25 protein-coding genes and 1 tRNA gene are annotated in these 26088 nt (G+C 61.4%); 24 read left to right on the forward strand and 2 right to left on the reverse strand.

Features of this window, described 5'->3' with window-relative positions:
* Nucleotides 1-99: 99 nt before the first annotated feature.
* The 8 genes from ACH2A7_RS01765 (at nucleotide 100) to nrdR (ending at nucleotide 5711) form a co-directional block, all read left to right on the forward strand.
* A tRNA-Leu gene (locus ACH2A7_RS01765) sits at nucleotides 100-186 on the forward strand.
* Nucleotides 187-249: 63 nt separating this feature from the next.
* Nucleotides 250-579: a DUF3784 domain-containing protein gene (locus ACH2A7_RS01770; protein WP_394959463.1), complete on the forward strand. Its 330-nt coding sequence runs from the start codon at nucleotides 250-252 to the stop codon at nucleotides 577-579.
* Nucleotides 580-673: 94 nt separating this feature from the next.
* Nucleotides 674-820 carry a hypothetical protein gene (locus ACH2A7_RS01775; protein WP_394959465.1) on the forward strand — a complete coding sequence of 49 codons (147 nt, stop codon included), beginning with the start codon at nucleotides 674-676 and terminating at the stop codon, nucleotides 818-820.
* 31 nt (nucleotides 821-851) lie between these two features.
* The gene (locus ACH2A7_RS01780; protein WP_394959467.1) at nucleotides 852-2171 is read left to right on the forward strand and encodes a uracil-xanthine permease family protein; all 1320 of its coding nucleotides are present in this window, start codon (nucleotides 852-854) and stop codon (nucleotides 2169-2171) included.
* A 248-nt stretch (nucleotides 2172-2419) separates the two neighbouring features.
* Nucleotides 2420-3697 carry an aminotransferase class I/II-fold pyridoxal phosphate-dependent enzyme gene (locus ACH2A7_RS01785; protein WP_394959469.1) on the forward strand — a complete coding sequence of 426 codons (1278 nt, stop codon included), beginning with the start codon at nucleotides 2420-2422 and terminating at the stop codon, nucleotides 3695-3697.
* A gap of 122 nt (nucleotides 3698-3819) precedes the next feature.
* Nucleotides 3820-4104, forward strand: coding sequence for an autorepressor SdpR family transcription factor (locus ACH2A7_RS01790; RefSeq protein ID WP_394959470.1), 285 nt, complete (start codon nucleotides 3820-3822; stop codon nucleotides 4102-4104).
* Nucleotides 4088-5137 (forward strand): SdpI family protein, encoded by a 1050-nt coding sequence (locus tag ACH2A7_RS01795; RefSeq protein ID WP_394959472.1) that lies wholly within the window; start codon nucleotides 4088-4090, stop codon nucleotides 5135-5137. The genes ACH2A7_RS01790 and ACH2A7_RS01795 overlap by 17 nt, the downstream gene beginning before the upstream one ends.
* A 97-nt stretch (nucleotides 5138-5234) precedes the next feature.
* On the forward strand, nucleotides 5235-5711 hold the full coding sequence (gene nrdR / locus ACH2A7_RS01800) for a transcriptional regulator NrdR (RefSeq protein ID WP_394959474.1): 477 nt from the start codon (nucleotides 5235-5237) through the stop codon (nucleotides 5709-5711).
* On the opposite strand, the gene ACH2A7_RS01805 is transcribed toward nrdR, so the two are convergent.
* Together ACH2A7_RS01805 and ACH2A7_RS01810 are read right to left on the reverse strand one after the other, a co-directional pair.
* Entirely contained in the window at nucleotides 5691-6059 is a 369-nt protein-coding gene (locus ACH2A7_RS01805) for a DUF4363 family protein (RefSeq protein WP_394959476.1), read from the reverse strand. The two genes, nrdR and ACH2A7_RS01805, sit on opposite strands and share 21 nt — an antisense overlap.
* Nucleotides 6060-6093: 34 nt before the next feature.
* Nucleotides 6094-6771 (reverse strand): DUF421 domain-containing protein, encoded by a 678-nt coding sequence (locus ACH2A7_RS01810; RefSeq protein WP_394959478.1) that lies wholly within the window; start codon nucleotides 6769-6771, stop codon nucleotides 6094-6096.
* A 71-nt stretch (nucleotides 6772-6842) separates the two neighbouring features.
* Between ACH2A7_RS01810 and ACH2A7_RS01815 the strand changes: the two genes are divergently transcribed.
* The 16 genes from ACH2A7_RS01815 to ACH2A7_RS01890 all read left to right on the forward strand — a co-directional run bounded on the left by ACH2A7_RS01815 (nucleotide 6843) and on the right by ACH2A7_RS01890 (nucleotide 26084).
* Nucleotides 6843-8306 (forward strand): spore germination protein, encoded by a 1464-nt coding sequence (locus ACH2A7_RS01815; protein ID WP_394959480.1) that lies wholly within the window; start codon nucleotides 6843-6845, stop codon nucleotides 8304-8306.
* Nucleotides 8296-9309 carry a GerAB/ArcD/ProY family transporter gene (locus ACH2A7_RS01820; RefSeq protein ID WP_394959482.1) on the forward strand — a complete coding sequence of 338 codons (1014 nt, stop codon included), beginning with the start codon at nucleotides 8296-8298 and terminating at the stop codon, nucleotides 9307-9309. Before ACH2A7_RS01815 ends, ACH2A7_RS01820 begins: the two co-directional genes overlap by 11 nt.
* Nucleotides 9306-10328, forward strand: coding sequence for a hypothetical protein (locus tag ACH2A7_RS01825; RefSeq protein ID WP_394959484.1), 1023 nt, complete (start codon nucleotides 9306-9308; stop codon nucleotides 10326-10328). Before ACH2A7_RS01820 ends, ACH2A7_RS01825 begins: the two co-directional genes overlap by 4 nt.
* 208 nt (nucleotides 10329-10536) lie before the next feature.
* The gene (gene hprK / locus ACH2A7_RS01830) at nucleotides 10537-11469 is read left to right on the forward strand and encodes an HPr(Ser) kinase/phosphatase (protein ID WP_394959486.1); all 933 of its coding nucleotides are present in this window, start codon (nucleotides 10537-10539) and stop codon (nucleotides 11467-11469) included.
* A gap of 21 nt (nucleotides 11470-11490) precedes the next feature.
* Nucleotides 11491-12240 carry a phosphatase gene (locus ACH2A7_RS01835; RefSeq protein ID WP_394959488.1) on the forward strand — a complete coding sequence of 250 codons (750 nt, stop codon included), beginning with the start codon at nucleotides 11491-11493 and terminating at the stop codon, nucleotides 12238-12240.
* Nucleotides 12237-13202 carry an ROK family protein gene (locus ACH2A7_RS01840; protein WP_394959490.1) on the forward strand — a complete coding sequence of 322 codons (966 nt, stop codon included), beginning with the start codon at nucleotides 12237-12239 and terminating at the stop codon, nucleotides 13200-13202. The genes ACH2A7_RS01835 and ACH2A7_RS01840 overlap by 4 nt, the downstream gene beginning before the upstream one ends.
* Nucleotides 13203-13243: 41 nt before the next feature.
* Nucleotides 13244-14149, forward strand: coding sequence for a UDP-N-acetylmuramate dehydrogenase (murB, locus tag ACH2A7_RS01845; RefSeq protein WP_394959492.1), 906 nt, complete (start codon nucleotides 13244-13246; stop codon nucleotides 14147-14149).
* A gap of 26 nt (nucleotides 14150-14175) precedes the next feature.
* Nucleotides 14176-15039: an RNase adapter RapZ gene (gene rapZ, locus ACH2A7_RS01850; RefSeq protein ID WP_394959494.1), complete on the forward strand. Its 864-nt coding sequence runs from the start codon at nucleotides 14176-14178 to the stop codon at nucleotides 15037-15039.
* Between the two features lie 33 nt (nucleotides 15040-15072).
* Nucleotides 15073-15990, forward strand: coding sequence for a DNA-binding protein WhiA (whiA, locus tag ACH2A7_RS01855; RefSeq protein WP_394959496.1), 918 nt, complete (start codon nucleotides 15073-15075; stop codon nucleotides 15988-15990).
* On the forward strand, nucleotides 15983-19441 hold the full coding sequence (locus tag ACH2A7_RS01860; RefSeq protein ID WP_394959498.1) for a DNA polymerase III subunit alpha: 3459 nt from the start codon (nucleotides 15983-15985) through the stop codon (nucleotides 19439-19441). The genes whiA and ACH2A7_RS01860 overlap by 8 nt, the downstream gene beginning before the upstream one ends.
* Nucleotides 19442-19653: 212 nt before the next feature.
* Complete coding sequence (gene pfkA, locus ACH2A7_RS01865; protein ID WP_394959500.1) at nucleotides 19654-20628, forward strand: 6-phosphofructokinase; 975 nt, start codon at nucleotides 19654-19656, stop codon at nucleotides 20626-20628.
* Between the two features lie 189 nt (nucleotides 20629-20817).
* The gene (locus tag ACH2A7_RS01870; RefSeq protein ID WP_394959502.1) at nucleotides 20818-21810 is read left to right on the forward strand and encodes a helix-turn-helix domain-containing protein; all 993 of its coding nucleotides are present in this window, start codon (nucleotides 20818-20820) and stop codon (nucleotides 21808-21810) included.
* 122 nt (nucleotides 21811-21932) lie between these two features.
* Nucleotides 21933-22538 carry a sporulation protein YunB gene (locus ACH2A7_RS01875; RefSeq protein WP_394959504.1) on the forward strand — a complete coding sequence of 202 codons (606 nt, stop codon included), beginning with the start codon at nucleotides 21933-21935 and terminating at the stop codon, nucleotides 22536-22538.
* Between the two features lie 41 nt (nucleotides 22539-22579).
* Nucleotides 22580-24604, forward strand: coding sequence for an NAD-dependent DNA ligase LigA (ligA, locus tag ACH2A7_RS01880; RefSeq protein WP_394959739.1), 2025 nt, complete (start codon nucleotides 22580-22582; stop codon nucleotides 24602-24604).
* A 122-nt stretch (nucleotides 24605-24726) separates the two neighbouring features.
* A complete protein-coding gene (locus ACH2A7_RS01885; protein WP_394959506.1) occupies nucleotides 24727-25614 on the forward strand; it encodes an ATPase, T2SS/T4P/T4SS family in 888 nt (295 codons plus the stop codon).
* Nucleotides 25611-26084 carry a stage III sporulation protein AB gene (locus ACH2A7_RS01890; RefSeq protein ID WP_394959508.1) on the forward strand — a complete coding sequence of 158 codons (474 nt, stop codon included), beginning with the start codon at nucleotides 25611-25613 and terminating at the stop codon, nucleotides 26082-26084. The genes ACH2A7_RS01885 and ACH2A7_RS01890 overlap by 4 nt, the downstream gene beginning before the upstream one ends.
* Nucleotides 26085-26088 lie beyond the last annotated feature (4 nt).

Here is a 26088-nt window from a genome sequence, read left to right on the forward strand (position 1 = left end):
CATTATTATAAGGCATGAACGGCAAAAATACAATTTCCCACCCCTCGTGTTGACTTTACCGGGTGGGTATTGTATAGTATAGAATAGTTTTTCAACTGCGCCGCTGTGGCGGAACTGGCAGACGCAAGGGACTTAAAATCCCTCGGTGGCAACACCGTACCGGTTCGATCCCGGTCAGCGGCACCACGCCGGAGCAAACGCTTGTTTGCCCCGGCGTTTTTCTCTTTTGCACAGCAGGAGGGGTTCGATATGCCTTCGGAGATCACGGCCGCCGTTTGCGGTGTGCTTGCGCTTTTTTGCCTGATCGTCAGTGTCATGCAGTTCATGGAAAAAGGCCCGCTCATGAACAATGCCTGGATATGGGCGACGAGGAAAGAACGGGAAGCAATGGACAAAAAGCTGCATTATCGCCAGTCCGGTGTGGTGTTTGCCTTTCTGTCTGTCACATTTTTCTGCATTGCGCTGGAGTGCGTCCTTTTGACCGGCTGGCTTTTTCCTGCTGCAGGCGGGCTGTCCGTTGCAGTGATAATCTATGCTTTTGCATCTTCCGCAAGAGATTTGGGCAGCGGAAAATACTGAATTGGATTTTCAGTCACAACGCAAGAAAACAGGGCTTGCATTTTGTGAAGGGAACTGATATAATGTAAAAAATTTGCGAAGGAGGCCGGCGGGCATGAAGAAAAAAGTGCTTTTGAAAAATGCGCTGCTGGCTTTTCGCCGGTTTTGTTTTCGGTTTCCAAAGAGGCATTGGTGTTTTAACACCAATGCCTCTTTTTTTGGCTTTCTATGCGCCGGTGGTTCCCGCCGGTTTTTAGAATAGAGCAGCAAAGAGACAGAGGAGGAAAATGTGAATGAATGAGAAAGTGAACGAGGGCATTTTTGACGCCCGCCAGCTGGGTGTGCCCAAAATGATCATTTTGGGCGTGCAGCACACCTTTGCGATGTTCGGCGCCACGGTGCTGGTGCCTCTGCTGACCGGCCTGGATGTGTCCACCACGCTGCTGTGCGCGGGCCTGGGCACCCTTCTGTTCCACCTGATCACCAAGGGCAAGGTCCCCGCGTTCCTGGGCTCGTCCTTCGCTTTCCTGGGCGGTTTCGCCATCGTCGCGCCCATGGCCGCGGACGGCACCCCCAACGTTGAGATGCTTCCCTACGCCTGCGGCGGCGTGGTGTTCGCCGGCATCGTGTATCTGGTCATGAGCCTGCTCATCACGGTGTTCGGCATCGGGCGCATCATGCGCTTCTTCCCCCCGGTCGTCACCGGCCCCATCATCATCGCCATCGGCCTGATTCTGGCACCCAGCGCCATCACCAACTGCCAGACCAACTGGCTGCTGGCCTTCGTGGCCCTGGGCACCGTTGTGGTCTGCAACATCTGGGGCAAGGGCATGGTCAAGATCCTGCCCATCCTGCTGGGCGTTCTGGTGGCCTATGCGGTGGCGCTCATCACCCGCTCGGTGGATTTCGCCCCCATCGCCGAGGCCAGCTGGCTGGGCTTGCCTGTACACACCAGCGCCATGGCCAAGTTTGACATCTCCGCCATCCTGACCATCATGCCCATCGCCCTGGCCACCATGATGGAGCACATCGGCGACATCGCCGCCATCAGCGCCACCACCGGCAAAAACTACATCCGCGACCCGGGCCTGAACAAGACCCTGCTGGGCGACGGTCTGGCCACCAGCCTGGCCGGCATCCTGGGCGGCCCCGCCAACACCACCTACGGTGAGAACACCGGCGTGCTGGCCCTCACCAAGATCTACGACCCCCGCGTGATGCGCATCGCCGCCGTGTTTGCCATCCTGATGAGCTTCAGCCCCAAGTTCGACGCGGTGATCAACACCGTGCCCACCGCCATCATCGGCGGCGTGTCCTTCATCCTGTACGGCATGATCAGCGCCATCGGCGTGCGCAACGTGGTGGAGAACCAGGTGGACTTCACCAACAGCCGCAACCTGATCATCGCCGCGGTGATCCTGGTGAGCGCGCTGGGCTTCAACAGCCTGGGTGGCCTTACCTTCAACGTGGCCGGTGTGAGCATCACCCTGTCCGGCCTGGCCATCGCCGCCATCCTGGGCATCCTGCTGAACGCCATCCTGCCCGGCAACGACTACCAGTTCGACAAGGTGGACAGCGAGACCGCCGAGAATCCCATGAACATGCAGGTGTGAGCCCCGCGCACGCCTGATCCCACAGCCCTGCCCTGCGGCAGGGCTGTTTTTGGGCTTGCGGCAGCGGCCCTGAATGCCGCAATGAAAACCGATGGGGGCAAACGCTTGTCTCCCGCCGAAAATTGTACTATAATATCGGAGTACACTTTATCCGTTGGGCTGTGCGGCAAGGGAAAGGCCGCGGCGCAGTGCGCAAACAGCGCGGCGGCAGCATAGAGTGAAATATATGAAAGAGGGGAATGGATGCAATGAAGGAATACGGTTCCATGGACCGGGCCGCGCTGGAGGCAGAACTCAGCTCTCAGCAGAGCCAGTACGACGCGTTCAAACAGAAAGGTTTGAAACTGGATATGTCCCGCGGCAAACCCTGCCCGGAACAGCTGGATCTCTCCAACGACATGATGAAGCTGGAAAGTTACATCGGTGAAAACGGTGTGGACGCCCGAAACTACGGCTACCTGGAGGGGATGCCCGAGGCGCGGCGCTTCTTTGCCGACCTGATGCGTGTGCCCAGCCCGGAACAGGTGCTGGTGTGCGGCAACTCCGCCTTGTCCACCATGTACTATCTGGTGGATCTGGGCTGGCGCGTGGGCTTCGTGGATTCCGTGCGGCCCTGGCGCTTCTGCACCAACATCAAATTCCTTTGCCCCACTCCCGGCTACGACCGGCATTTCAAAGTCACCGAGTACTTCGGGTTCCAGCTGATCCCGGTGCCCATGCTGGAGAGTGGCCCGGACATGGATGTGGTGGAGCAGCTGGTGAAGGATGACGACAGCGTAAAGGGCATCTGGTGCGTGCCTGTTTATTCCAATCCCGACGGCTACTCTTACAGCGACGACACCGTGCGCCGGCTGGCTGCCATGCAGACCGCCGCGCCCGACTTCAAGATCTTCTGGGACGACGCCTACTGTGTGCACACCCTCACCGACGAGGTGTACAATGTGCTGCCCATCCTGGAGGAGTGCGACAAGGCCGGCCATCCCGACCGGGCGCTGATGTTCTGCTCCACCAGCAAGATGACCTTCCCCGGCGCGGGCGTTGCGGCCGTGGCCTCCAGCCGCAAAAGCATCCAGCACATCCTGAAGAACATGAGCTCCATGATCATCAGTTACGACAAGATGAACCAGCTGCGCCATGTGCGCTTTTTGAAGGACCGCAAGGGCGTGCTGGAGCATATGGCGAAGCATCGGGCCATCATCGCGCCGAAGTTTGATCTGGTAAAGCAGATCTTCAGCCGTGACCTGGGCAGCTGCCCCGGCATCGCCCACTGGACCGAGCCCAAGGGCGGTTATTTCCTGAGCCTCTATGTGATGGACGGCTGCGCCAAGCGCACGGTGGAACTGTGCAAGCAGGCGGGCGTGGTGCTGACCCCCGCCGGCGCCGCGTATCCCTATGGCATTGATCCCCACGATCACCACCTGCGCATCGCCCCCACCTATCCCAGCCTGGAGGAGTTGGAGCAGGCCGCGACGCTGCTTTGCATCTGCGTGCGCATCGCCACGCTGGAAAAACTGCTGGCCAAATAAACCCTGTCCCGGAAGGGCCGCCCTCGCAAAAAAGGGCGGCCTTTTCTTGCGTGTTGACAAAGATGCCGGATGATGGTATATTTCATTTAACAATAAAGTTAAATGTTAAATGAGGTGACTTCATGGCGATGCAGGATACGCTGCGGGCGCTTGCAGACCCCACGCGCCGTGAAATACTGACACTGCTGCGTGCAGGCCCGCGAACAGCCGGGCAGATCGCCGAGCGGTTCCCGGTTTCGGCGGCGGCGGTCTCCCGTCATCTGTCGGTGCTGAAGGAAGCGGACCTTGTGCGGGATCGGCGGGACGGCAAGTATATTTACTATGAACTCAACGCCTCGGTGCTGGAGGAGATCCTGCTCTGGTTGACGATGCTGAAGGGGGAAGGGAACCATGGAACTTTTGAATAGACGCAAGGCGCTGGCATCCTCCGCGCTCATCCTGCTGCCTGCGATGGCCGGCATTGCGCTGTGGAACCGCCTTCCCGGCGGGAATGGCCCGGAAAAGCTGGCTTTCTGCCTTGGTACACCCGCCGCGATGCTGGCGACTCACTGGCTGTGCCTCTGGCTCACCTTCCGCACCAACCGACAAAACGGGCAGAGCAAAAAGGCTCTGGAACTGGTGTATTGGCTGCTGCCCTGTGTTTCGTTGTTCTGTAGCGCCGGCACCTGCGCGGTGGCGCTGGACGTAAAATTGGGCTGGGAGCGGCTGGTGCCCGCCAGCCTGGGGCTGATGTTCCTTGTCATCGGCAACTACATGCCCAAAATGAAGCGCAATCCCACGCTGGGCATCCGTCTGCCCTGGACGCTGGCCAACGAAGAGAACTGGAACCGCACCCACCGCGCGGGTGGCAGGATGTGGGTCGCGGGCGGCCTTGTGCTGCTGGTGTTCTGCCTGCTGCCGGAGACTGCCATGATCGCGGGAATGCTGGCGGTCATCGCGGTTTTGGCCGTGGCGCCCTGTGTCTATTCCTACCGGCTGTACCGCGCGCAGGTTCAAAACGGCAGCTGGAACGCGACTCTGCGCAGGTCAAAGGCCGACCGTATGGTGGCGGCTGCCGTACTGGCCATTCTGGCCGCGGCGGCGGTGGGAACCTTTGTGCTTCTCTTCACCGGCGACATCCGTTATACCGTGGGGCAGAGCGCCCTCACGATTCAGGCGAGTTACTGGCCTGACGCCAAGGTGGATTACGTCGATGTGGAGAGCGTGGAGTACGCTGAGGGCGTCCCGGCAGGAAGCCGTACAAACGGTTTCGGCTCGCCGCGCCTTTCCATGGGGGCCTTCCGCAACGATGTGTTCGGAGATTACACCCGCTACGCTTACACCGGCTGTGAGGCCTGTATTGTGCTGCAGGTGAAAGGGAAGACCATGGTGCTCAGCGCGGCGGATGAAAGCGAGACAAAGGCCCTGTACGAAGCACTTTTGAACAAAACCAGAGGATAAAAATCTTTTCTTTATGGAAAAATATGTTATACTGTTGGTATAGCGTTTTGATGGCGGCTCAGCGGCCGCCCATTCCCCAGCCAAGGAGGAAAAAGCCATGAAATGCCCCTATTGCGGCGAACTCGACTCCAAGGTGATCGACTCGCGTCCCACCGAGGACGGTGAGAAGATCCGCCGCCGCCGTGAGTGCCTGAGCTGCTCCAAGCGCTTCACGACCTACGAGATCGTGGAGACGGTGCCTTTGATGGTCATCAAGCGGGACCGCTCCCGCGAAGCGTTCGACCGGCAGAAACTGCTGGGCGGCATGCTGCGGGCCAGCGAAAAGCGGGAGGTCAGCTATCAAACGCTGGAGGCCGCTGTGGACAACATCGAACAAACCTTGCTGAACAGCTATGAGCGGGAGGTCACCTCCATGCGCATCGGGGAGTTGGCCATGGCGGAACTGAAAAAGATTGACGAGGTGGCCTATGTGCGCTTTGCCTCGGTCTATCGGCAGTTCAGCGATCTGAACACCTTCATGGATGAGCTGAAGGATATGCTCAACAGCCACTCCTCAAAGCATACTGAAAAATAAGTGGCCGGTCATCAGGATCTGGGTGCGCGCTTTCCCCAGTTCGCTCTGCAGATCCTGCTGGTTGTCCGGCCCCACATAGGCCGAAAGGCCGCCCAGACACATGGCGATGCCGCTGAGGTAATCCCGCTTGATGAACAGCGCCATCCAGTGTTCACGATGGGCAAAATAGTCGTTCATCTCGTCGATGGTGCGCAGGGCCTCCTCGTAACTGCCGGCCGCGCTCAGCTGCCCGATCCTGTCCAGATCCTGCAGCAATGCGTCGTTGGTGGTGTGCACCAGGATGCTGCTGGCAATGATCAACACCACCAGAAGCGCCAGCAGGCCAAACGCTGCTCGCACCCGTTTCATCCTCTCGTCCTCCCTTCGGAGAGCCGCTGAATCCTCAGCGGCTCTCTTTTTTTATCAGCTGAGTCTGGCCGGAATCGTCCCCCAGCAGCAGAAGCACCTGCCGCAGGGTGCATTTGTTCTGCCGCAGCACCTTTTCCAGCCATTTTTCGTTTTTTCCGCACCAGGCAAGATTGTCGGTCAGCGGCCGGCCGTCGATCACCAGAGGTACCATGGGGGTGCGGGCCTGGGGCGGGGGGATGTGCAGGTCTTCCCGGGTGGGGGTATCCTTTTGCTGCATCCGGCTGACGCTCAGGGTACCGTTGGTCTCCACCAGCGCGTAGTTTACTTCGGCGGGGTCGAAGATGTCCTTGCTCCGCAGCGCTTCCAGCAGATCGCTGGCGCTGAAGCGCAGTTCCCGCAGGGTCTTCTGGTCGATCTTTCCGCCGCGGATCACCGCCACCGGCGTGCCGGACAGGATCCTGGCCGCCGTGGGGCTCAGGTAACACAGCGCGGAGGAGAGCAGTTCCAGCACCACGATCAGGCAGACCGGGGCAAGGCTGGCGGCCAGCGGTACCTCCGGCGATTCGATGGAGATGGAGGCAAGATTGGAGATCAGGATGGTGGATACCAGTTCCGAGGGCTGCAGTTCGCCCAACTGGCGCTTTCCCATCAGCCGCATGGCGGCAACGATCAAAAGGTAGATCATCAAGGTTCGGAGCATGAGCACCAACATACGAAACTCCTCCCGGCATGTGGTTTTGCGGCGTCGGGGCCGGGGTATACTAAGCAGCGAGGTGAAACACGATGCCAAAACCCCTGTCTTGTTCGCTGAAAGCGAATGTTGCCCGCCTGAAAGAGATGTTTGGCAATTCCGCCGACCTGTATGCAAAGCCCGTAGAGGTGCGCGGCATACCCTGCTGCCTGTGTATGTTCGAGGGCCTGTCCACCCTGGAACGGCTGTGGGTGGTGATGCTCTCGATGCTCAACGAAAGCCGCTTTGAACCCGCTGACGGGCAGGAGTTGTTCGACTATATCCAGAATCGAACCGATCTGCCGGTGGAGAACACGCCGGTGGAGGACTTTGACGCGCTGCGCACCCAGCTCACCGCGGGCACGACGGTGATGCTCATCGACAACTGCTGTAAAGCGATAGTGCTTTCCACTCAGAATATGCAGTTCCGCTCGGTACAGGAGCCCTCCGGCGAAGGGGACATCCGTGGCTCCCGGGAGGGCTTTTGCGACCTTGTGCGGATCAATGTGAGCCTGGTGCGCCGGCTGGTGCGCACTGAGACGCTCACTACCCGGATCTTTCCCGTTGGCCGGCGCACGGCTACCGAGGTGGCCGTGTTGTACGACCGGGCGCTGGCAAAGCCGGATTTCGTAAACGCCATCGTGGAAAAGCTGCAGGCGGTGGATCTTCCGGTGCTGTTTGACAGCGGCTATCTGGCGCCTTTTCTGCAGCGGGGAAGCTTCAGTTTCTTTCAGGAAGTAGGATACACCGAACGCCCGGTGACCGCCGCCGCAAAGATCTGCGAGGGCAAGATCGTGGTGCTGGTGAACGCCAGCCCCTTCGCGATGATCGTGCCCTATTTCTTCAACGAAAACTTTCAGAGCCTGGACGACTATGCCGGCAAGGCTTACTTTGCCAGCGCCGTGCGGCTGCTCAAATACACTGCGTTCCTTTTATCCGTGCTGCTGCCGGGGCTGTTCGTCTCCATCGCGGAATACACGCCGGAACTCTTCCCGCCACAGCTGCTCTACAAGGTGGCCGCCGCCGAGACGGCCACGCCTCTGCCGCTGTTCATGGAGATGATGCTGGTGATCGTGCTGCTGGAGATCATCCGGGAGGCCGGCCTGCGGCTGCCGAAGCCCATCGGCCATTCGGTGAGCCTGGTGGCCGCGCTGATCGTGGGGGACGCCGCCACCAAGGCCGGCATCATGAGCACGCCGGTGCTGATCGTCGCGGCGCTGACCACCATCTCCATCTTCGTGATCCCCTCGCTGTACGAGCCGGCCACCGTTCTGCGGGTGCTGTTTGTGCTGGCCGGCGGTCTGTTTGGGCCCTTCGGCATGGTGACCATGTTTTTTCTGATGCTGGTGAGCATCTGCGGGATGCACTCCTTCGGCGTGCCTTACACCTCGCCGCTTGTGCCCTTTGGCCGCGGCGCGATGCGGGATGCCCTGGTGCGGATGCCCTGGCATCGGCTGGCGGACCATCCCTTTGACGTGAACGATCTGCCCGGTGGTGAACAGCAGTATGAATCATGAATCGATTTTTGAGCAAAAGCAGGCGGGGGTGCTGGTGCTCGCCGCCTTTCTGACCGACAGTTTTATCCAGCCCTTCGGGCGGCAGGCCGACGTTCTGCCCGCCCGCACGGCCATCCTGTCGGGCGCCGTCCAGTTTGCCCTGCTGTGCGGGATAACGGTCCTGTACCTGCGCTGGTGCGGGCGCGGGCAGCCCGGGAGGCTCCGCTCGCTGCTTTTGTGCGGCGCGCTGGTGATCTCCATCGCGCTGGAGATCATCCAGGGTGAACGGTTTTATAACTATGTGATGCAACAACAGCTGCAGGCGCTGGTGTTTTTGATCCTCGTGTTCGGCGCCGCCTATTACGGAGCCTTCGCCGGGGTGCAGGCGCTGGGCCGCGCGGCCTGGCCGGTGCTGGTGCTGGCGGGGGCGTCGGTGCTGGCGCTGGGTTGGTCGGTGGCGGGGCAGATGCAGTTCAGCCACCTGCAAACGCCGGCCGCTTCGCCCGAATTGCTGGCGCGGCTTGCGTTGGAGCGCTTTTATCTGCCGCCGGAACTCATCCTGCTGCCCTTTCTCTGCAGGCGGGGCGGCAGCGGGCGCGGCGCGGCCAAACTGATCGGGGTCGTTTTCCTGGTGGACAGCCTGCTGGCATTGCTGGGGGAGATGACCCTGGGTGTCGCCTATGCAAACGAGACGCAGCCCGTGTACACCATCGCGCGGCTGGGCGGACTGTCGGTCTTCCGCCGTCTGGACGCGCTGCATGTAGGGGTGTGGCTGTTGCTGTTCCTCATCAAGATCAGCCTGTATTTTGCCGGGTTTGTGGCGCTGTGGCAGAACATTAAGCCGTGTAAAGGTCATGCACCTTACTGGATTGCCCTGGCCGCGGTGATGGGAGCGTTCCTGATGGTCTGGAACCAGCGCGAGGCGCAGGCGATGCTGGTCCAGCAGGTGCTGCTGGCGCTGGCGCTGGCGCTGCTGGCCGCGCCGGCAAGCTGCAGAATGAAGAAGGGGAGGAAAAAACCATGAGATTCTGGCGGATGGGCCTTGTGCTGGCTATGGCGGCGCTTCTTGCGGGCTGCACCAGCGGCGGGCTGGGAGACCGGGTGGCGGTGAAAGCGGTGTACGTTGAAAAGGAAGCGGACTACGAGGCGCGGATCCTGGTACTGGAGGCAGCGCCCAGCGCCGACACCGGCCAGGCGAGCGAACAGGCGCGTTGCCTTGCGGGCAGCGGGACGACGGTGTACGAGGCGCTGCAGGCTGCCGAACAAAGCGAGAGCAAGCGCCTGTTTTACGGGCAGAACGAGCTGCTGTTCATCGGGCCGCGGCTGATGGAAGACGGCGTGCTCGATGCCTGCCGGTATCTGGCCAGCGACACCAGCGGCAGGCCGAATATGGCGGTGTACGGCCTGGATGCGGATCCCGACACGTTTGAACAGCTGCAGCAGGAGGGTACAGAGTTTCTGAACAGTGTGGAGCAGCTGGAAAAACGGGGGCTGTTCAAAACCTATCTGTACCAGTTTGAGGGCGACAGCGGCATCATTCCGGGGCTGTCGGTGCAGGAAAACACCGCCGCGTTTGACAAATTGACCCTCTACGGAGCGGGACGGCCAACGGCTGTCTGGAGGGGAGCAAAGGCCCAGCTTGCACGGCTGCTGGCCGGCCAGGCCGATGAGATGGAACTGACGCTGGAGCCGCTCTCGGTCAGCTTCCAGGTGCGCTCGCCCAAACTGCGCTTTGAGCCCGTGTTTACCCGGGAGGGGATGGAACTGGACGTTCGGTTCAGCGGCACGATCCAGCGGCTGGTCAGCCCCCGGGGCGCGGCTTTGCCCGGCCAGGACAGGCAGCTGGAGGAGGCCATCGACCGGGAGGTGCACAGCCTTCTGAACGAACTTGTGGACGATACATTGAGAAAGGGCAACGACGTGTTTCTGCTGGGCAGCCGTCTGGCGAACCTGGACGAGCGTACCTGTGCAGCCATGCAGGCGGACGGACGCCTTTCGCAGGCGGGCGTGGTGCAGTTTGACTGCCTGCTGCGAATGGTTTGAAATCAGGAACGACCCGCCGGCCGCATCGGTTTGCGGCCGGCGTTTTTCTGTGCGGGTCACTTTTTGTTGCGATTGGAAATTGCCATTCCGAACGGTATATTATATAATAAGTGTATCTGCAGACAAGACCGGCGCTCCGCTTTTCATGGCACGGCCCAAGCCGGGCGGTGGGGCTTTGGTCCTGCGAATCAAAGAAAGGGTGTTCTTCATGCCAGCGTTTTCCGTCCCGTTAAGCGACCTTGCGGCCACCTTGAAAATGGATACCATCTACGCCCCGAAGGAACTTTCCGACATTCCGATCTACACAGCGGACGTGAACCGTCCCGGCATCATGCTGGCAGGGTACTACCAGTATTTTGACGCAAGCCGTATCCAGATCTGCGGCATGGTGGAGATCGCCTATCTGAAAGAGCTGCCTGAAGCGGAGCGCCGCAGCCGGCTGGAAAAAATGCTTTCGCTCAAGCCCCCCGCCGTGATCATCAGCCGGGGGCTGGAGGTGCTGCCGGAATTTCTGGAGTTTGCCCGCCAGTATGAGGTTCCGCTGCTGGTCTCCACCGAGAGCACGTCCACGCTGCTCAGTTCCCTCATCAACATTTTGAATGTGGAACTGGCCCCCCGCGTGACCCGCCACGGCGTGTTCGTGGAGGTGTACGGCGAGGGCATCCTGATCCTGGGCGACAGCGGCGTGGGCAAGAGCGAGACGGCGGTGGAACTGGTGAAGCGCGGTCACCGGCTGGTGGCGGACGACGCGGTGGAACTGCGCAAGACCTCCAACCGCACCGTTGTGGGCACCGCGCCGGAGAACATCCGCCATTTTATCGAGTTGCGGGGCATCGGCATCGTGAACGTGGCGCGGGTGTTCGGCATCGGCGCGGTCAAGGTCAGCGAGCGGGTGGATCTGGTGGTGCAGCTGGAACCCTGGGACAAGACCAAGAATTACGACCGCACCGGCCTGGAAAACGACACCTATGACATTCTGGGCGTGCAGATCCCCTGCACGGTGATCCCGGTCATGCCGGGCCGGAACCTTGCGGTCATCATCGAGACGGCGGCCATCAACAACCGCCAGAAGAAGATGGGCTACAACGCGGCAAAGGAACTGCTGGCACGTCTCGGTCTGGAGGACGACGTGAGCATTTAATCGGAAAGGAAGCATATCATTTTGTATCGGATCATTGCAGACCTGCACACCCACACTCTTGTATCCAATCACGCATTCAACACCATCACCGAGATGGCCCGCACGGCCAGGGAGATGGGGTATCGGGCCCTTGCCGTCACCGACCACGGGCCCGCCATGCCGGATTCGCCCCACATCTGGTACTTCCACAACCTGCGGCGGCTGCCGGATGTGCTGGAGGGCATCCCGGTGCTCAAGGGGGCGGAAGTGGACGTTGTGGATCTTGAAGGCGGGCTTGACCTGCCGGAGGAGCTTCTGGCAAAGCTGGATTGGGTCACGGCCTCCATCCACACCGACTGCATGCCGGGCACCCTCACGGTGGAGCAGGCCACACATCTGTGGCTGAAGATCGCGGAAAACCCGCTGGTGGATATGATCGGCCACTCGGAGCAGGCACAGCATGTATATGACTATGACGCCGTTGCCCGGGTGTTTGCAAGCAAGCGAAAGGTCGTGGAGCTCAACGGCAATTCCTGTGTGGTGCGGCCGGAAGGGGCCGGCAACATGAAAGCGCTGGCGCTGGCCTGTAAAAAGGCGGGGTGCCCGGTGGCGCTCAACTCGGACGCGCACTCGATTTACCAGATGCGGGCAGGGGTGGAACACCTGGTCCGGCTGCTGGAGGAGATCGATTTTCCGGAGGAACTGGTGGTGAACGGATCGCCCCAGCGGTTGCTGGAAGAGTTAAAACTGCACAACAAACCTGTTGCGGAACGTATAGGAGGAGCATTATGAAAAAGTATACCATCGGCGTCGATCTGGGCGGCACCACCATCACTGCGGGCATTGTGGACGAGGATTGCAACATCATCGCAAAAAGCACCTGCGCCACCGAGTTGCCACAGCCCCAGGAGGCGATCGAACAGAAGATCGCCGATCTGTGCAAGCGGGTCCTTGCGGAAAATCAGCTTACATTCGACGACATTCAGTGGGTGGGCATCGGCACGCCCGGCAGCGTGAACAGCCAGCTGGGCGTTGTGGATTTTAACGCGAATTTCGGGTATCGGGATTGGCCGTTGCAGCAGCAGATGGAAAATCTGCTGAACTGCCAGGTCTTCATCGAGAACGACGCCAACGCGGCGGCCTATGGCGAATACATAGCCGGCGGCGCGAAGGGCGCCCGCTACGCGGTGGTCATCACGCTGGGCACCGGCATCGGCGGCGGCATCATCATCGACGGCAAGATCTTTGCCGGCTTTAACTACGCCGGCGCGGAGTTGGGCCACATGGTCATCCAGAAGGACGGCCGTGCCTGCATGTGCGGGCGAAACGGCTGCTGGGAGAAGTACGCCTCCGCCCGGGCGCTCACCGAAGACACAAAGGCTGCGATGCTGTCCCACCCCGACAACATGATGTGGAAGCTGGTGGACGGCGATGTGAACAAGGTCAACGCCAAGACCGCTTTTCAGGGGATGCGCGCAGGCGACGAACTGGCAAAACGCCTGATCGACAAATATGTGGAGTATGTGGCCTGCGGCCTGACCAATGTGATCAACATCTTCCAGCCGGAGATCGTCTGCATCGGCGGCGGCGTTTCCCGCGAGGGTGAGGTGCTGCTGGGGCCGGTGCGCCGCCAGGTGGACTGGGAAGATTACTCCCGCGACGGCAAGCGCCGTGTCAAGATCAAGGCGGCCGAGCTGTTCAACGACGCCGGTGTGGTGGGCGCCGCCCGTCTGGGCGACCAGGTCAAGACCTGAGCGGCGTTTCACCGCAAATAAGTATTCGGAGGCTGAACTCTGTGGAGCAACTGCAGGCCCTGTGCCGGGCCTTAAAAGACGAATCCATCGACTTTCTCTGTGGGGAGCCGCTGTCCAGGCACACGAGTTTTCACATCGGCGGCCCGGCGCGGGTGTTCTGCGCGCCGGCGGACGCCGGGCAGATAATCCGGGCGATCGAACTGTGCGAGCGGTTCGGCGTGCGCCGCTATATCCTGGGCAAAGGGTCCAATGTGCTGTTTTCCGACGCGGGGTTCGACGGGATGGTGATCAGCACCGCCGCCCTGGCCGGCGAGCCACGCTTTGAGGGGGAGATCGTCCACGCGGACGCGGGCCTGGGGCTGAACGCCCTCTGCAAGGCGGTGGCGGCCCAAAGCCTCACCGGCCTGGAATTTGCCTTTGGGATCCCCGGCAGCGTGGGCGGCGCGGTGTATATGAACGCCGGCGCCTACGGCGGCGAGATGCGCAATGTGCTGCACAGCGTGACCTTCCTGGACGATCAGGGCGCGGTGCGCACACTGCCGGTGGAGGAACTGGAACTGGGCTACCGCACCAGCATCTTCGGGCGCACCGGCTGGTGCGTGCTCAGCGCCGCGTTCCGCCTCGCCCCGGGCGACCGCCGGGAGATCGAGTCCGTGATGGAGGACCTGATGGCCCGCCGTATTGCCAAGCAGCCGCTGGAATACCCCAGCGCCGGCAGCGCGTTCAAGCGGCCCCAGGGCGCTTTCGCGGGCGCGCTGATCCAACAGTGCGGCCTGCGGGGCGCGCGGGTGGGTGGCGCGGCCATCAGCGAAAAGCACTGCGGGTTCATCATCAACCTTGGCGATGCGACCTGCGCGGACGTGCTGGCCCTGGCTGATCTTGTGAGCAAAACGGTAAAAGAGCAGACCGGCTTTGTGCTGGAAAAGGAGATCCGCGTGGTGGAGTGAGCCGGGCGGAGCGGGAAGGAAAAACCATGGAACTTCTGATCGTGACCGGCCTTTCGGGCGCCGGCAAATCGCTGGCAATGAACGTGTTGGAGGATATCGGCTATTTCTGCATCGACAACATTCCGGCGGGGCTGATGCCCCGCCTTGTGGATTTTGCGCAGCAGGGCGAAAATCTGCTGGAAAAGGTGGCGGTGGTGCTGGATGTGCGCGGCTGCCGCAGCGCCTCCGACGTGCAGGAAGCGCTGGACGGCCTGGACAAATGCGGCGTGAATTACCGCATCCTGTTTCTGGATTGTTCCGAGGAAGTGCTGCAGCGCCGCTACAAGGAGACCCGGCGCATCCATCCGCTGACCAGCTACGAGGGAGTATCCACCTCTCGTGCCATCGCCATGGAGCGGGAGGTGCTCCGGCCGCTTTTCGAGCGGGCGGATTTCGTGCTGGACACCTCGCTCCTTTCGCCCGCCCAGAACAAGGAGCGGATCTGCAGCCTGTTCCTTCAGGAGGAGAAGGAGGGCATGGTGCTGAACATCGTGTCCTTCGGATTCAAATACGGGCTGCCCAAGGAGGCGGACATCGTGCTGGATGTGCGCTGCCTGCCCAACCCCTTTTATGTGCCCCAGCTCAAATCCCTCACCGGCCTCGATCAGGCCGTGGTGGACTATGTGATGGACTCGGCCGAGTCCCGGGAGTTGCTGCGCCGCATCCAGTCGCTGCTGGAATATTCGCTGCCGCTGTATGTCAAAGAGGGGAAAAGCCAGCTGACCATCGCCGTGGGATGCACCGGCGGCAAGCACCGGTCCATCACCTTTGCCCGGCTGATCGGCCGGTTTTGTGCCGGGCTGGGCTATCATCCCGCCGTCCATCATCGGGATGTGAACCGCACGGCCTGACGGCAGGCCTGTGCTTGAAAGGAGGTGCGGCGTGTGAGTTTTTCCCAGGACGTGAAAAACGAGATCGTGCAAAAGAAGATCACCCGGGAGTGCTGCGCGCTGGCCGCAAGCTACGGGATCGCCTGTTTCGGACGATATTTTGACCGGAAAGGCCTTGTGCTTCACACCGAACTGCAGGGGGTGGCGCAGTACGCCAGGCGGCTGTTCGGCATCTGCGGCATCCACGGCACCATCACCACCAAGGAACGGCCCAGCGGCCCGCTGTACGAGTTCAAGGTGGACGAGCCCGCCGAGGTGGAAGCGATGCTGCGTCTGTTCCACTGTGAAGAGGAGCAGGTCAGCCGGCATATCGACCCCCGGCTCATCCGCTGCGGGCACTGTTTTTCGGCCTTTGTGGCCTCGGCCTTTCTGTGCTGCGGCACCATGACCGACCCCCGCAAGGAGTACAATCTGGAATTCCTGTGCCCCCGCTACAACCTGGCCAGAGACCTGGAAGGGATTTTGGCGGAACACGAGTTCACCCCCCGGCGCACGGTGCGCAAAGGGGTGAATGTGATCTATGTCAAGGCCAGCGAACAGGTGGCGGACCTGCTCACCTTCATGGGGGCTGGGGGCGCCGCCATGCAGATCATGGACCACAAGCTGTTCAAGGAACTGCGCAACAAAACCAACCGGCTGAACAACTGCGAAACGGCGAACATCGACAAGGTGGTCACCGCCAACGTGGCGGCGCGCAGGGCCATCGAGTACTTACAGCAAAACGGCGACTTTGACGCGCTGCCCGCCCCGCTGCGGCAGGCGGCGCAGCTGCGGCTGGACTGGCCGGACCTGTCGCTGGCGCAGCTGGTGGAAAAGAGCGCGGAGCCCATCAGCAAATCCGGCCTGTCCCACCGGCTGAAAAAGCTGGAACATCTGGCCGATGATCTGCGGCAAAGGAGAAGCGATGTCTGAAAAGCAATTTGTGCATCTGCATGTGCACACGGAATACAGCCTGCTGGACGGCGCCTGCCGCATCGACCGGATGTTCGACCGGGTAAAAGAACTGGGGCAGACTGCCATCGCCATCACCGACCACGGCGTGATGTACGGCTGCGTGGATTTTTACAAGGCTGCGAAGAAGGCGGGGGTCAAGCCCATCATCGGCTGCGAGGTCTATGTAGCCACCCGCTCGCGGTTCGACAAGGTGAATCGCATCGACGGCTCCAACCATCTGGTGTTGCTGTGCAAAAACGAGACCGGCTATAAAAACCTCATCAAGCTGGTCTCCGCCGGGTTCATCGAGGGCTTTTATTCCAAGCCGCGGGTGGACAAGGAACTGCTGGAACAGCACCACGAGGGGCTGGTGTGTCTGTCCGCCTGCCTCGCCGGCGAAATACCCCAGGCGCTGCTGGCGGGGGATTATGAGAAGGCGAAGGCCGCCGCCCTCTACTTCAACGACCTGTTTGGCCAGGGGAATTTCTATTTGGAGATCCAGGACCACGGCATTGACGCCCAGCAGCAGATCCTGCCGCTGCTTATCCGCCTTGCCCGGGAGACAGGCATCCCGCTGGTGGCCACCAACGACGCCCACTACCTCCGCAGGGAGGACAGCAAGATGCAGAGCATCCTCATCTGTATCCAGACCGGCAAGACGGTGCAGGACGCGGACAAGCTGGAGTTTGAGACTGACGAATTCTATCTCAAGAGCACTGAGGAGATGTATGACCTGTTCTCCATCGCGCCGGACGCCTGCGAGAACACCGCCAAAATCGCCGAGATGTGCAATTTTGACTTTGAGTTCGGCGTCACCAAACTGCCGTACTTCGAAGCGCCCGACGGGATGGACAACCAGGTCTATTTTGAAAAACTCTGCCGGGAAGGGCTTGTACGGCGCTACGGCGACGGCGTGACCCAGGAGATGCACGATCGGCTGGAATATGAGATCGACGTCATCCGCCGGATGGGATACACCAACTATTATCTGATCGTTTTTGACTTCATCAACTACGCGAAACAGCAGGGCATCCCCGTGGGCCCCGGCCGCGGCAGCGGCGCGGGCAGCCTCGCCGCCTACTGCGTGGGCATCACCAACATCGACCCCATCCGCTATAACCTGCTGTTCGAGCGCTTTTTGAACCCCGAGCGGGTGAGTATGCCCGATTTTGACGTGGACTTCTGCTACGAGCGCCGGCAGGAGGTCATCGACTATGTGAACGAGAAGTACGGCCACGACCATGTAGCCCAGATCATCACCTTCGGGACCATGGCGGCCCGGGCGGCCATCCGGGACGTGGGCCGGGTGCTGGGCATGCCCTACGCCCAGGTGGATTCCATCTCCAAGATGGTGCCCATGGAACTGAAAATGACCCTGCACCGGGCGCTGGAGGTCTCGCCGGAGCTCAAAGCCCAGTACGACGCCGACCCCCAGGTGAAGGAGCTCATCGACACCGCCATCAAGATCGAGGGGATGCCGCGGCACGCCTCCACCCACGCGGCGGGGGTGGTCATCACCCGGGAGGCAGCGAACGAGTATGTGCCGCTGGCCTCCAACGACGGGGTGCCGGTGACCCAGTTCACCATGACCACCATCGAGGAACTGGGCCTTTTGAAGATGGATTTTCTGGGCCTGCGTACCCTGACGGTCATCAAGAACGCCGAGGACATGGTGCGCCGCCGCGAACCGGATTTTTCCATGGATGCCATCTCCTACGACGACGCCGCCACCTACGAGATGCTGGGCCGCAGCGAGACGGAGGGCGTGTTCCAGCTGGAAAGCACCGGCATGAAGCAGGTGTTGACGGGGCTGCAACCCAAGAACCTGGAGGACATCATCGCGCTCATCAGCCTGTACCGGCCCGGCCCGATGGATTCCATCCCCACCTATCTGCGCAACCGCCACGAACCGGACAAGGTGCGCTACAAAACGCCCCAGCTGGCGCACATCCTGGACGTGACCAACGGGTGCATCGTCTACCAGGAGCAGGTGATGCAGATCTGCCGGGAACTGGCGGGCTTCACCCTGGGCCAGGCGGACCTGGTGCGCCGCGCCATGAGCAAGAAAAAGCACGATGTCATGGAAAAGGAGCGCCAGCACTTCGTGACCGGCTGCGCGGCAAACGGCATCAGCGAACAGGCTGCCAACGAGATATTTGACGACATGAGCAGCTTTGCCTCCTACGCCTTTAACAAATCCCACGCGGCCTGCTATGCCTATGTGGCGTTCCAGACGGCCTACCTGAAGTGTCATTACCCCAGCGAATTCATGGCGGCGCTGCTCACCAGCGTGCTGGACAACACCGACAAGGTCATCGAGTACACCGGCGAATGCCAGCGCCTTGGCATCAAGGTGCTGCCGCCCAGCATCAACATCAGCGACGGCGGATTCACGGTGGACGGAAAAAACATCCGCTTCGGGCTGAACGCCACCAAAAATGTGGGGCGCAACCTCATCGCCGCCGTGGTGCGCGAGCGCAGGGAAAAGCCCTTTGCCTCGCTCTATGACTTCTGCCGCCGGCTGCACGGGCAGGAACTCAACCGCCGCGCGGTGGAGAGCCTGGTCAAGTGCGGCGCCTTCGACGAGACCGGCGTCAGCCGCAAGGCAATGCTGGAGAACGTGGACGCCATCTTTAAGAGCGTGGAGACCGACATCGGCCGCAACGTGGAGGGGCAGCTGGACCTGTTCAGCCAGATGGGCGGCGGGGAAGCGAGCGCCGGCGAAGATTTCCACATCGAGGACCACGGCGAATTTGAACTGCCGGAACTGCTGAAAATGGAAAAGGAGGTCAGCGGGCTGTATCTGTCCGGTCATCCGCTGGACGGATACCGCAAGCAGATCCAGGCCATCGGAGCCTGCCGCATTGCCGACCTGATGGGGGAGGAGGCCCGCCGCTACGACGGCAAACATGTGAACATCGTCTGCGCGGTGATCAAGACCAAATTCATGACCACTCGTTCCAATACGATGATGGCCTTCACCAACGTGGAGGACCTGAGCGGCACCATGGAGATCATCGTTTTCCCGAAGGTGCTGGCGGACTGCCGCAGCGCGCTGCAGGAGAACGCGGTGGTGGTCATCAACGGGCGTGTCTCTGTCAAGGAAGAGGAGAACGCCAAACTGGTGGCGGAAAAGATCATGCCCATCGCTGCGTATTCTCCCGCGGCGCCCGGCGCCGCATCGCGCCCGGCGCCGGCCAAAACAGCCCGCAAGGGGATGTATCTGAAGGTGCCCGGCCGGGACAGTGCGGAGTTTGCGAAGGTGGAGAATCTGTTGTCCATTTTTGAGGGCCCGCTGCCGGTTTACATCTATTTTGAAGACCGCAAACAACTCACACTCGCCCCCCGCAATCTGTGGAGCATGGAACATGAACTTTTGACGTGTGAGTTAAAACGCATTTTGGGCGACGGAAATGTGGCGTTCAAATAAAAAAACGCCTGATAGCGCCATTCGCACAATTTGTTAAGAGACGGTCAGACAAAATTTGTGAACATTTCGGCACATCTTTCTTTTGCGTTTTTGTTGCACCGATGGTATAATAGCCCTGTGATAAATCACAGCTGCGTGATCGCGGTTTTTGCCTCGGAACGTGTTTCCGGGCGGTTTGTTTTGAATGAATCGTAACAGAGGGGGCTTTTTTTATGGCTAAGGAAGTCAAGACGATCGGCGTGCTTACCAGCGGCGGCGATGCGCCTGGCATGAATGCCGCGGTGCGTGCTGTTGTGCGTACTGCCCTGAGCCATGGTATGCGGGTGATCGGCATTGAGCGCGGCTTCAACGGTCTGCTGAACGGTGAGGCCTATGAGATGAACCTGCGCAGCGTTTCCGAGATCATCCATCGCGGCGGCACGATCCTGTACACTGCCCGCTGCCTGGAATTTATGACCGAGGAAGGCCAGCGCAAGGGCGCCGAGATGTGCCAGCAGCTTGGGATCGACGCGCTGGTGGTCATCGGCGGCGACGGCTCTTTCCGCGGCGCCAAGGCGCTGGCGAACCTGGGGATCCCCTGCATCGGCATCCCCGGCACCATCGACAACGACATTGCCTGCAGCGAGTACACCATCGGCTATGACACCGCGATGAACACGGCGGTGGAGATGGTGGATAAACTGCGTGACACCACCCAGAGCCATGACCGCTGCAGCGTGGTGGAGGTCATGGGCCGCAATGCCGGCTACATCGCACTGAACGTGGGCATCGCCACCGGCGCTATCTCCATCCTGATCCCCGAACGACCCTACGATCTGGAGCGCGATATCCTGGACCGGATGAAATTCACCCAGAAGACCGGCAAAAAGCATTTTATTGTGATCGTGGCCGAGGGCGCGGGCCATGCGCAGGACCTGGCCAACGAGATCCAGGCCCGCACCGGCATCGACTCCCGCGCCACCGTGCTCGGCCATGTGCAGCGCGGCGGCAACCCCAGCCTGCGGGACCGCGTCACCGCATCCCGTATGGGCTATCAGGCGGTGGTGCTGCTGGAAAAGGGCATTTTCAACCGCGTGGTGGCCGTGTCGGCTGATAAGATCGTTGATTATGACATCAATGTGGCGCTGTCGATGCACAAGAGCATCGACACCACCCTGCTGGATGTGGCGGAGACCATCTCCATCTGAACCTGTGTCCCTTTGGGCTCGCTCTGTGCGGCGGGCCCTTTTCTTTTTTCTCGCACCGGCACGCAACCCCCGGTTGACAAATTTCAAGCCGCCGTTTGGTGGCGCGCAACCCGGCATTCTGGTATTCTTTGCGCAGCGGTAAGCGGCAGGGGCCGCCGGGCCGCAGCATCGAAACGGAGGAGGAAAAATATGATATTTGCTGACAAGCTCATCCGGCTGCGCAAAAAGAGCGGCTGGTCTCAGGAGGAACTGGCGGAAAAAATGAATGTTTCCCGGCAGGCGGTGTCCAAATGGGAGGGGGCCCAGACCGTGCCGGAACTGGAGAAGATCCTGCAGTTGAGCGCCCTGTTCGGTGTGACCACCGACTATCTTCTCAAGGACGAACTGGAACAGGAGGAATACGCCCCGTGCGGGGAGGAACGCGCCATAAAGCGTGTTACCCTTGCGCAGGCACAGGAGTATCTGCAATGGCGCGGAAAAGCCGCTGTTCTCATCGCTGCGGGCGCTTTTCTGTGCATCGTGGCAGTCCTTCCGCTGCTGCTGCTGGGAGGCGCCGCCGTGACGGGCGCCGCGGCGGTGAGCGGGGGAGTCGCGGCATCCGTGGGCCTGTGCGCCCTGGCGGTGCTGGTGGCCGCTGGTGTGGCCCTCTTCGTATGGTGCGGCTTCCGCAACGCCCCCTACGCTTTCATCGATACCGAACCCTTTGAAACAGAGTATGGTGTGCGGGGCATGGTGGCGCAAAAAAAGAAGGATTTCCATGGTGCCTACGCCGTCTGCAACATTGTGGCCACCTGTCTGTGCATCCTCTCGCCCGTACCGCTGTTTTTGTCCATCCTCACGGGGGAAAAAACATTTTTGCCCGTGCTGCTGCTCTGCCTCTCCATCCTGCTGGCGGGGGTGGGCGCGGTGCTGTTCATCCTGTGCGGCGTGCGCTGGGCCAGCATGGGTAAACTGCTGCAGGAAGAGGACTATTCGGTCGCGGAAAAGAAAAGAAGCGGTGTGAAAGAGGCGGTGGCAACGGCCTATTGGCTCCTGGCGGTCGCCGTCTATCTCGCCTGGAGTTTTGCCAGCGGCCGGTGGGACGTCACCTGGTTGGTCTGGCCGGTGGCCGGCGTGCTGTACGCCGTGCTGGAAAGCGTTCTCCGGTTGATCCTCTGGCGCAAGGATGGCCAGGAAAGCTGAAGTTTCACATTTTTCCCCCCGCGCGAATATTGTTTTAAGAGAACAATGCGCAAAAAGGGGGAAATCTTATGCAGCGGCGGGCGTATGCAGTCCGGCAGAAACACGGCCCGGCGCGCAGGTTTATGATCTGCGCGCTGCTTCTGGCCGCGCTGCTCCTGTTCAGCCTTGTAAAGCTGGAACAGAAGATCCGTCCGGTGGCCCGGGCCATGGCGGAATACGCCTGCCGGGAACAGGCCGTGCGCTGGATGCAAACGGCGGTGGCCGATTGCCTGCAGAACGCGCCGGAACTGCTGGAAGACCTGTACACCCTCCAATACGATGAGGCTGGCCAGGTGCAGAGCGTTGTGGGGGATACCGCCCGCCTCACCCTGCTGCAATACACGCTGGAGAGCGATCTCACCCGCTCCATGGGAGAAGGGAAGGCGGATTTTGCCATTCCGCTGGGGACCCTCCTTGGCCTGCAGCTTTTTTCCGGCCGCGGGCCTGACATCGCTGTAAAGGTGATCCCCCTTTCACATATTGAAAGCCGTGTCGAGACCGGCTTTGTCAGTGCCGGCGTCAACCAGACAAAGCTGCAAACGGATCTGGTATTTTCGGTGCAGCTGTGCGCTGTGCTGGCGGGGATGCAGGTGGAGACCACGGCCGAGAGCGGGATCTGCGTGGCCCAGCTTCTGATCGTGGGCGACACGCCGCAATTTTATCTGGAGGGGGCAGATTCTTCCGGCTGAATGTGGTATAATATCCGGGACGATCGGCCGTGAGCCTCCCGATGGACGGGAGGGCGGCAGCTGCAGAGGTGAAACAAGTGGAACTGGAACAGGCAAAGGAGCGGGTAGCGTATCTTCGACAGGTGATCGAGCGCAACAACCGCCTTTATTACGAACAGGACGCCCCCGAACTGGAGGATTACCAATACGACGCGCTGACAAGGGAACTGAAGGCGCTGGAAGCCGAGTTTCCCCAGCTGGTCACGCCGGACTCGCCCACCCAAAAGGTGGGAGGCGCACCTTCCGGCCGGTTTGCCAAGGTGACCCACCAGGTCAAGATGGAAAGCCTGCAGGACGCGTTCAGCTATGACGAGATCCGTGAGTTTGACAAGCGGGTGCGGGGCGAGGGCATTGACCCGCTGTATGTGGTGGAGGTCAAGATCGACGGCCTCTCGGTGAGCCTGGAATACGAGAACGGGCGCTTCGTGCGCGGCTCCACCCGGGGCGACGGCGTGGTGGGCGAGGACGTGACCGCGAACCTCGCCACCATCGCGGATATCCCCAAACAGCTGGAAAAGGCGCCGGAATTTCTGGAGGTGCGGGGCGAGGTCTACATGCCCCATGCCGCCTTTGAAAAGCTGGTGGAGGAACAGGAGCTCAGCGACAAGCAGCCCTTCAAGAACCCCCGCAACGCCGCCGCCGGCTCGCTGCGCCAGAAGGACAGCCGCATCACCGCCGGACGGGGGCTTTCCATCTTTGTGTTCAACATCCAGCAGCTGCGGGGCGGCCCGGCCATCACCAGCCACCGGCAGAGCCTGGACTATGTGAGATCACTGGGCTTCCCGGTGTCCCCCCGCTACAACGCCTTCACCGACATTGAGGCCGCCATCTGCGAGATCGAGGACATCGGCCGAAGCCGGGGGGAACTCACCTTTGATATGGACGGCGCTGTCGTCAAGGTGGACGATTTTGTCCAGCGGGAGCGGCTGGGCAGCACCAACAAATTCCCCCGGTGGGCCATCGCCTTCAAGTACCCGCCGGAGGAAAAGCCCACCATCCTTCTGCGGGTGGACGTGACGGTGGGCCGCACCGGCGTGCTCACCCCCACGGCGGTCTTTGAGCCGGTGCAGCTGGCAGGCACCACCGTCAGCCGCGCCATCCTCCACAACCAGGATTTCATCGACCAGCTGGGCGTTTGCGTGGGCGATACCATCCTGGTGCGCAAGGCGGGGGACATCATCCCCGAGGTGGTGGCTGTCACCGCCCACGCCGCCGACGGCGCGCGGCCCTTCCAGCTGCCGGACACCTGCCCCAGCTGCGGCGCGAAGGCGGTGCATCTGGAGGGGGAGGCGGCGCTGCGCTGCATCAACCCCGAGTGCCCGGCCCAGACGCTGCGCAACCTCATCCACTTCGCCTCCCGCGGGGCCATGGACATCGACGGCTTGGGCAAGGCGGTGGCGGCGCAGCTGGTGGAAAAGGGGTATGTGCGCTGTGCCGCCGATCTCTACGATCTCACCGCCGACCAGCTGCTCACCCTGGACAAATTCAAACAAAAGAGCGTCGACAACCTGCTGGGCGCCATCGAGGCCAGCAAGGAGAACAACCTGGACAAACTGCTGTTCGGGCTGGGCATCCGCAACATCGGCGACAAGGCCGCCGCGCTGCTGGCGGAGCATTTTGGCTCGATGGAGGCGGTACAGTCCGCCGATGCCGAATCCATCAGCGCCATCGACGGGTTCGGCGGCGTGATGGCCCAGAGCGTTGTGGAGTTCTTTGCCCGGGAGGGCACCGCCGACCTTGTGGACCGGCTGCGCCGCGCCGGCGTGAACATGGTCTGGCATGGAGAAGAGAAGACCGATAAGCTGGCGGGCAAGACTGTGGTCGTCACCGGCACGCTGGAGACCATGTCCCGCGCCGAGGCCGAGGCGCTGATCGTCAAAAACGGCGGAAAGGCCAGCGGATCGGTCTCCAAAAAGACCTCCTATGTGCTTGCCGGGGAGGCCGCCGGTTCCAAACTCACCAAGGCGCAGCAGCTGGGGGTGCCGGTGCTCACCGAGCAGGAGTTCCTGCAGATGCTGCAAAGTTGATTTACTTTACAATTTTATCTGAGACAGAGCGCTTGTCCCAAAGGGGGGACGGGCGCTCTGTTCTTTTGTTCTATCCCGCCGGGGGGGCACATACCATAGAAAACAAAGGACGGTGAAACAGAATGGACGAGTATTACACCGCGATCCGGCGGCTGCCGGGATTTTTGCGCCGCCCGCTGGAGGAGGTGCCGCCGCGCCAGGCGCAGACTGTCCACGAGATCCATCTGCGCAGCGGCAGACCGGTGGTGCTGACCTGCGCCGACGGCCAATTCTGCCTGCCTGGGCAGGGTGGGCCCACGCTCACCCACGCGCAGCTGCAGGAATGCTTTTATTCGCTGTGCGACCACTCTGTGCACAGTTATGAGCAACAGCTGGCCCGGGGGTTTATCACACTGCCGGGCGGGCATCGGGTGGGGGTAGCCGGCCTGTTCCACCTGCAGGGACAGGCCATGATGGGGCTGAGCGCCGTCACTTCGCTGAACATCCGTGTGGCCCGCACCGTGACGAGCGAACTGCCCGCCTCGCTGCGGGATCACATCCTCGGCCCCTTTCGCGGCCTTGTGCTGGTGGGGCCGCCGGGCAGCGGCAAGACCACCCTGCTACGGGGAGTGTCCGCCCTGTTGAGCCGGGCGGGCAAAAAGGTGTCGGTGGTGGACGAGCGCATGGAGATCTGGCCCTGTGGGACAAGCGGGTTTGCCGCGCCGGTGCCGCTCCACTGCGATGTGCTCAGCGGCTGCGACAAGCAGGAGGGCATCCTCAGCGCCCTGCGCAGCCTTGGCCCGCAGGTGATCCTCTGCGACGAATTGGGAGACGCGGAGGATTTTTCCGCGGTCTGCGCCGGGTCCAAGGGCGGGGTCAGTTTTGTCTGCACCGTCCACGGCGACGACGTGGAGGCGGTGGAGCAGCGCTTTTGCGCCACGCGGGAACAATTGGCAAAGAGTTTTTCCTGCATCGGCCTGCTGGCGGGCGCCTCCCATCCCGGCGTTATCAAGCAGGTGTGCTGGTTGTGAGCGCGGTGATCCGTCTGCTGGGGGCGGGGCTTGTGGTGTTTGCGGGCTGGGCCGCCGGACGTTGGCTGACCGAGAGGAAACACCGGCGGCTGGCCGCGCTGGAGCAGCTGGAGCGGCTCATCGCCCTGGTGCAGGACGAAATTCTGTACCGTGCCGCGCCGCTGGGGGAAATCCTCTCGACCCTGCAACAGCGCCGGGACCTGCCGGAACTTTTCCTTGCCGATTGCGCGCAGCTGCAGGATCTTGCCTGCCCGCCCGCGCTGGACAGGCCCGCCTGGGACCAGCTGCAGGGATTCTTTGCGCGGCTGGGCAGCGCCGCGGGGCAGGAGGAGGCGCGGCACTGCGCCTACTATCTGAAACGGTGCGCAGGCCTGCGGGGGCAGGCCCAAAAGGAGTATGAACAGGCAAAACAGCTGTACACCAAAGCAGGGCTGTGCTGCGGTGCGCTGGTGGCGCTGCTGCTGGTTTGACCAT

Source organism: Candidatus Allofournierella merdavium, from assembly GCF_944382735.1.
Classification (GTDB): Bacteria; Bacillota; Clostridia; order Oscillospirales; family Ruminococcaceae; genus Allofournierella_A; species Allofournierella_A merdavium.

Bases quoted from the DNA above. Each gene is read 5' to 3' on its own strand.
- ACH2A7_RS01870 (WP_394959502.1), top strand. From the start codon at position 20,818: ATGATATTTGCTGACAAGCTCATCCGGCTGCGCAAAAAGAGCGGCTGG.
- ligA (WP_394959739.1), top strand. From the start codon at position 22,580: ATGGACGGGAGGGCGGCAGCTGCAGAGGTGAAACAAGTGGAACTGGAA.
- ACH2A7_RS01785 (WP_394959469.1), top strand. From the start codon at position 2,420: ATGAAGGAATACGGTTCCATGGACCGGGCCGCGCTGGAGGCAGAACTC.
- ACH2A7_RS01885 (WP_394959506.1), top strand. From the start codon at position 24,727: ATGGACGAGTATTACACCGCGATCCGGCGGCTGCCGGGATTTTTGCGC.
- ACH2A7_RS01775 (WP_394959465.1), top strand. From the start codon at position 674: ATGAAGAAAAAAGTGCTTTTGAAAAATGCGCTGCTGGCTTTTCGCCGG.
- ACH2A7_RS01820 (WP_394959482.1), top strand. From the start codon at position 8,296: ATGAATCATGAATCGATTTTTGAGCAAAAGCAGGCGGGGGTGCTGGTG.
- ACH2A7_RS01825 (WP_394959484.1), top strand. From the start codon at position 9,306: ATGAGATTCTGGCGGATGGGCCTTGTGCTGGCTATGGCGGCGCTTCTT.
- hprK (WP_394959486.1), top strand. From the start codon at position 10,537: ATGCCAGCGTTTTCCGTCCCGTTAAGCGACCTTGCGGCCACCTTGAAA.
- ACH2A7_RS01840 (WP_394959490.1), top strand. From the start codon at position 12,237: ATGAAAAAGTATACCATCGGCGTCGATCTGGGCGGCACCACCATCACT.
- ACH2A7_RS01810 (WP_394959478.1), bottom strand. From the start codon at position 6,771: ATGTTGGTGCTCATGCTCCGAACCTTGATGATCTACCTTTTGATCGTT.
- ACH2A7_RS01875 (WP_394959504.1), top strand. From the start codon at position 21,933: ATGATCTGCGCGCTGCTTCTGGCCGCGCTGCTCCTGTTCAGCCTTGTA.
- ACH2A7_RS01815 (WP_394959480.1), top strand. From the start codon at position 6,843: ATGCCAAAACCCCTGTCTTGTTCGCTGAAAGCGAATGTTGCCCGCCTG.
- ACH2A7_RS01805 (WP_394959476.1), bottom strand. From the start codon at position 6,059: ATGAAACGGGTGCGAGCAGCGTTTGGCCTGCTGGCGCTTCTGGTGGTG.
- ACH2A7_RS01790 (WP_394959470.1), top strand. From the start codon at position 3,820: ATGGCGATGCAGGATACGCTGCGGGCGCTTGCAGACCCCACGCGCCGT.
- ACH2A7_RS01795 (WP_394959472.1), top strand. From the start codon at position 4,088: ATGGAACTTTTGAATAGACGCAAGGCGCTGGCATCCTCCGCGCTCATC.
- ACH2A7_RS01860 (WP_394959498.1), top strand. From the start codon at position 15,983: ATGTCTGAAAAGCAATTTGTGCATCTGCATGTGCACACGGAATACAGC.
- rapZ (WP_394959494.1), top strand. From the start codon at position 14,176: ATGGAACTTCTGATCGTGACCGGCCTTTCGGGCGCCGGCAAATCGCTG.
- pfkA (WP_394959500.1), top strand. From the start codon at position 19,654: ATGGCTAAGGAAGTCAAGACGATCGGCGTGCTTACCAGCGGCGGCGAT.
- ACH2A7_RS01770 (WP_394959463.1), top strand. From the start codon at position 250: ATGCCTTCGGAGATCACGGCCGCCGTTTGCGGTGTGCTTGCGCTTTTT.
- ACH2A7_RS01780 (WP_394959467.1), top strand. From the start codon at position 852: ATGAATGAGAAAGTGAACGAGGGCATTTTTGACGCCCGCCAGCTGGGT.
- nrdR (WP_394959474.1), top strand. From the start codon at position 5,235: ATGAAATGCCCCTATTGCGGCGAACTCGACTCCAAGGTGATCGACTCG.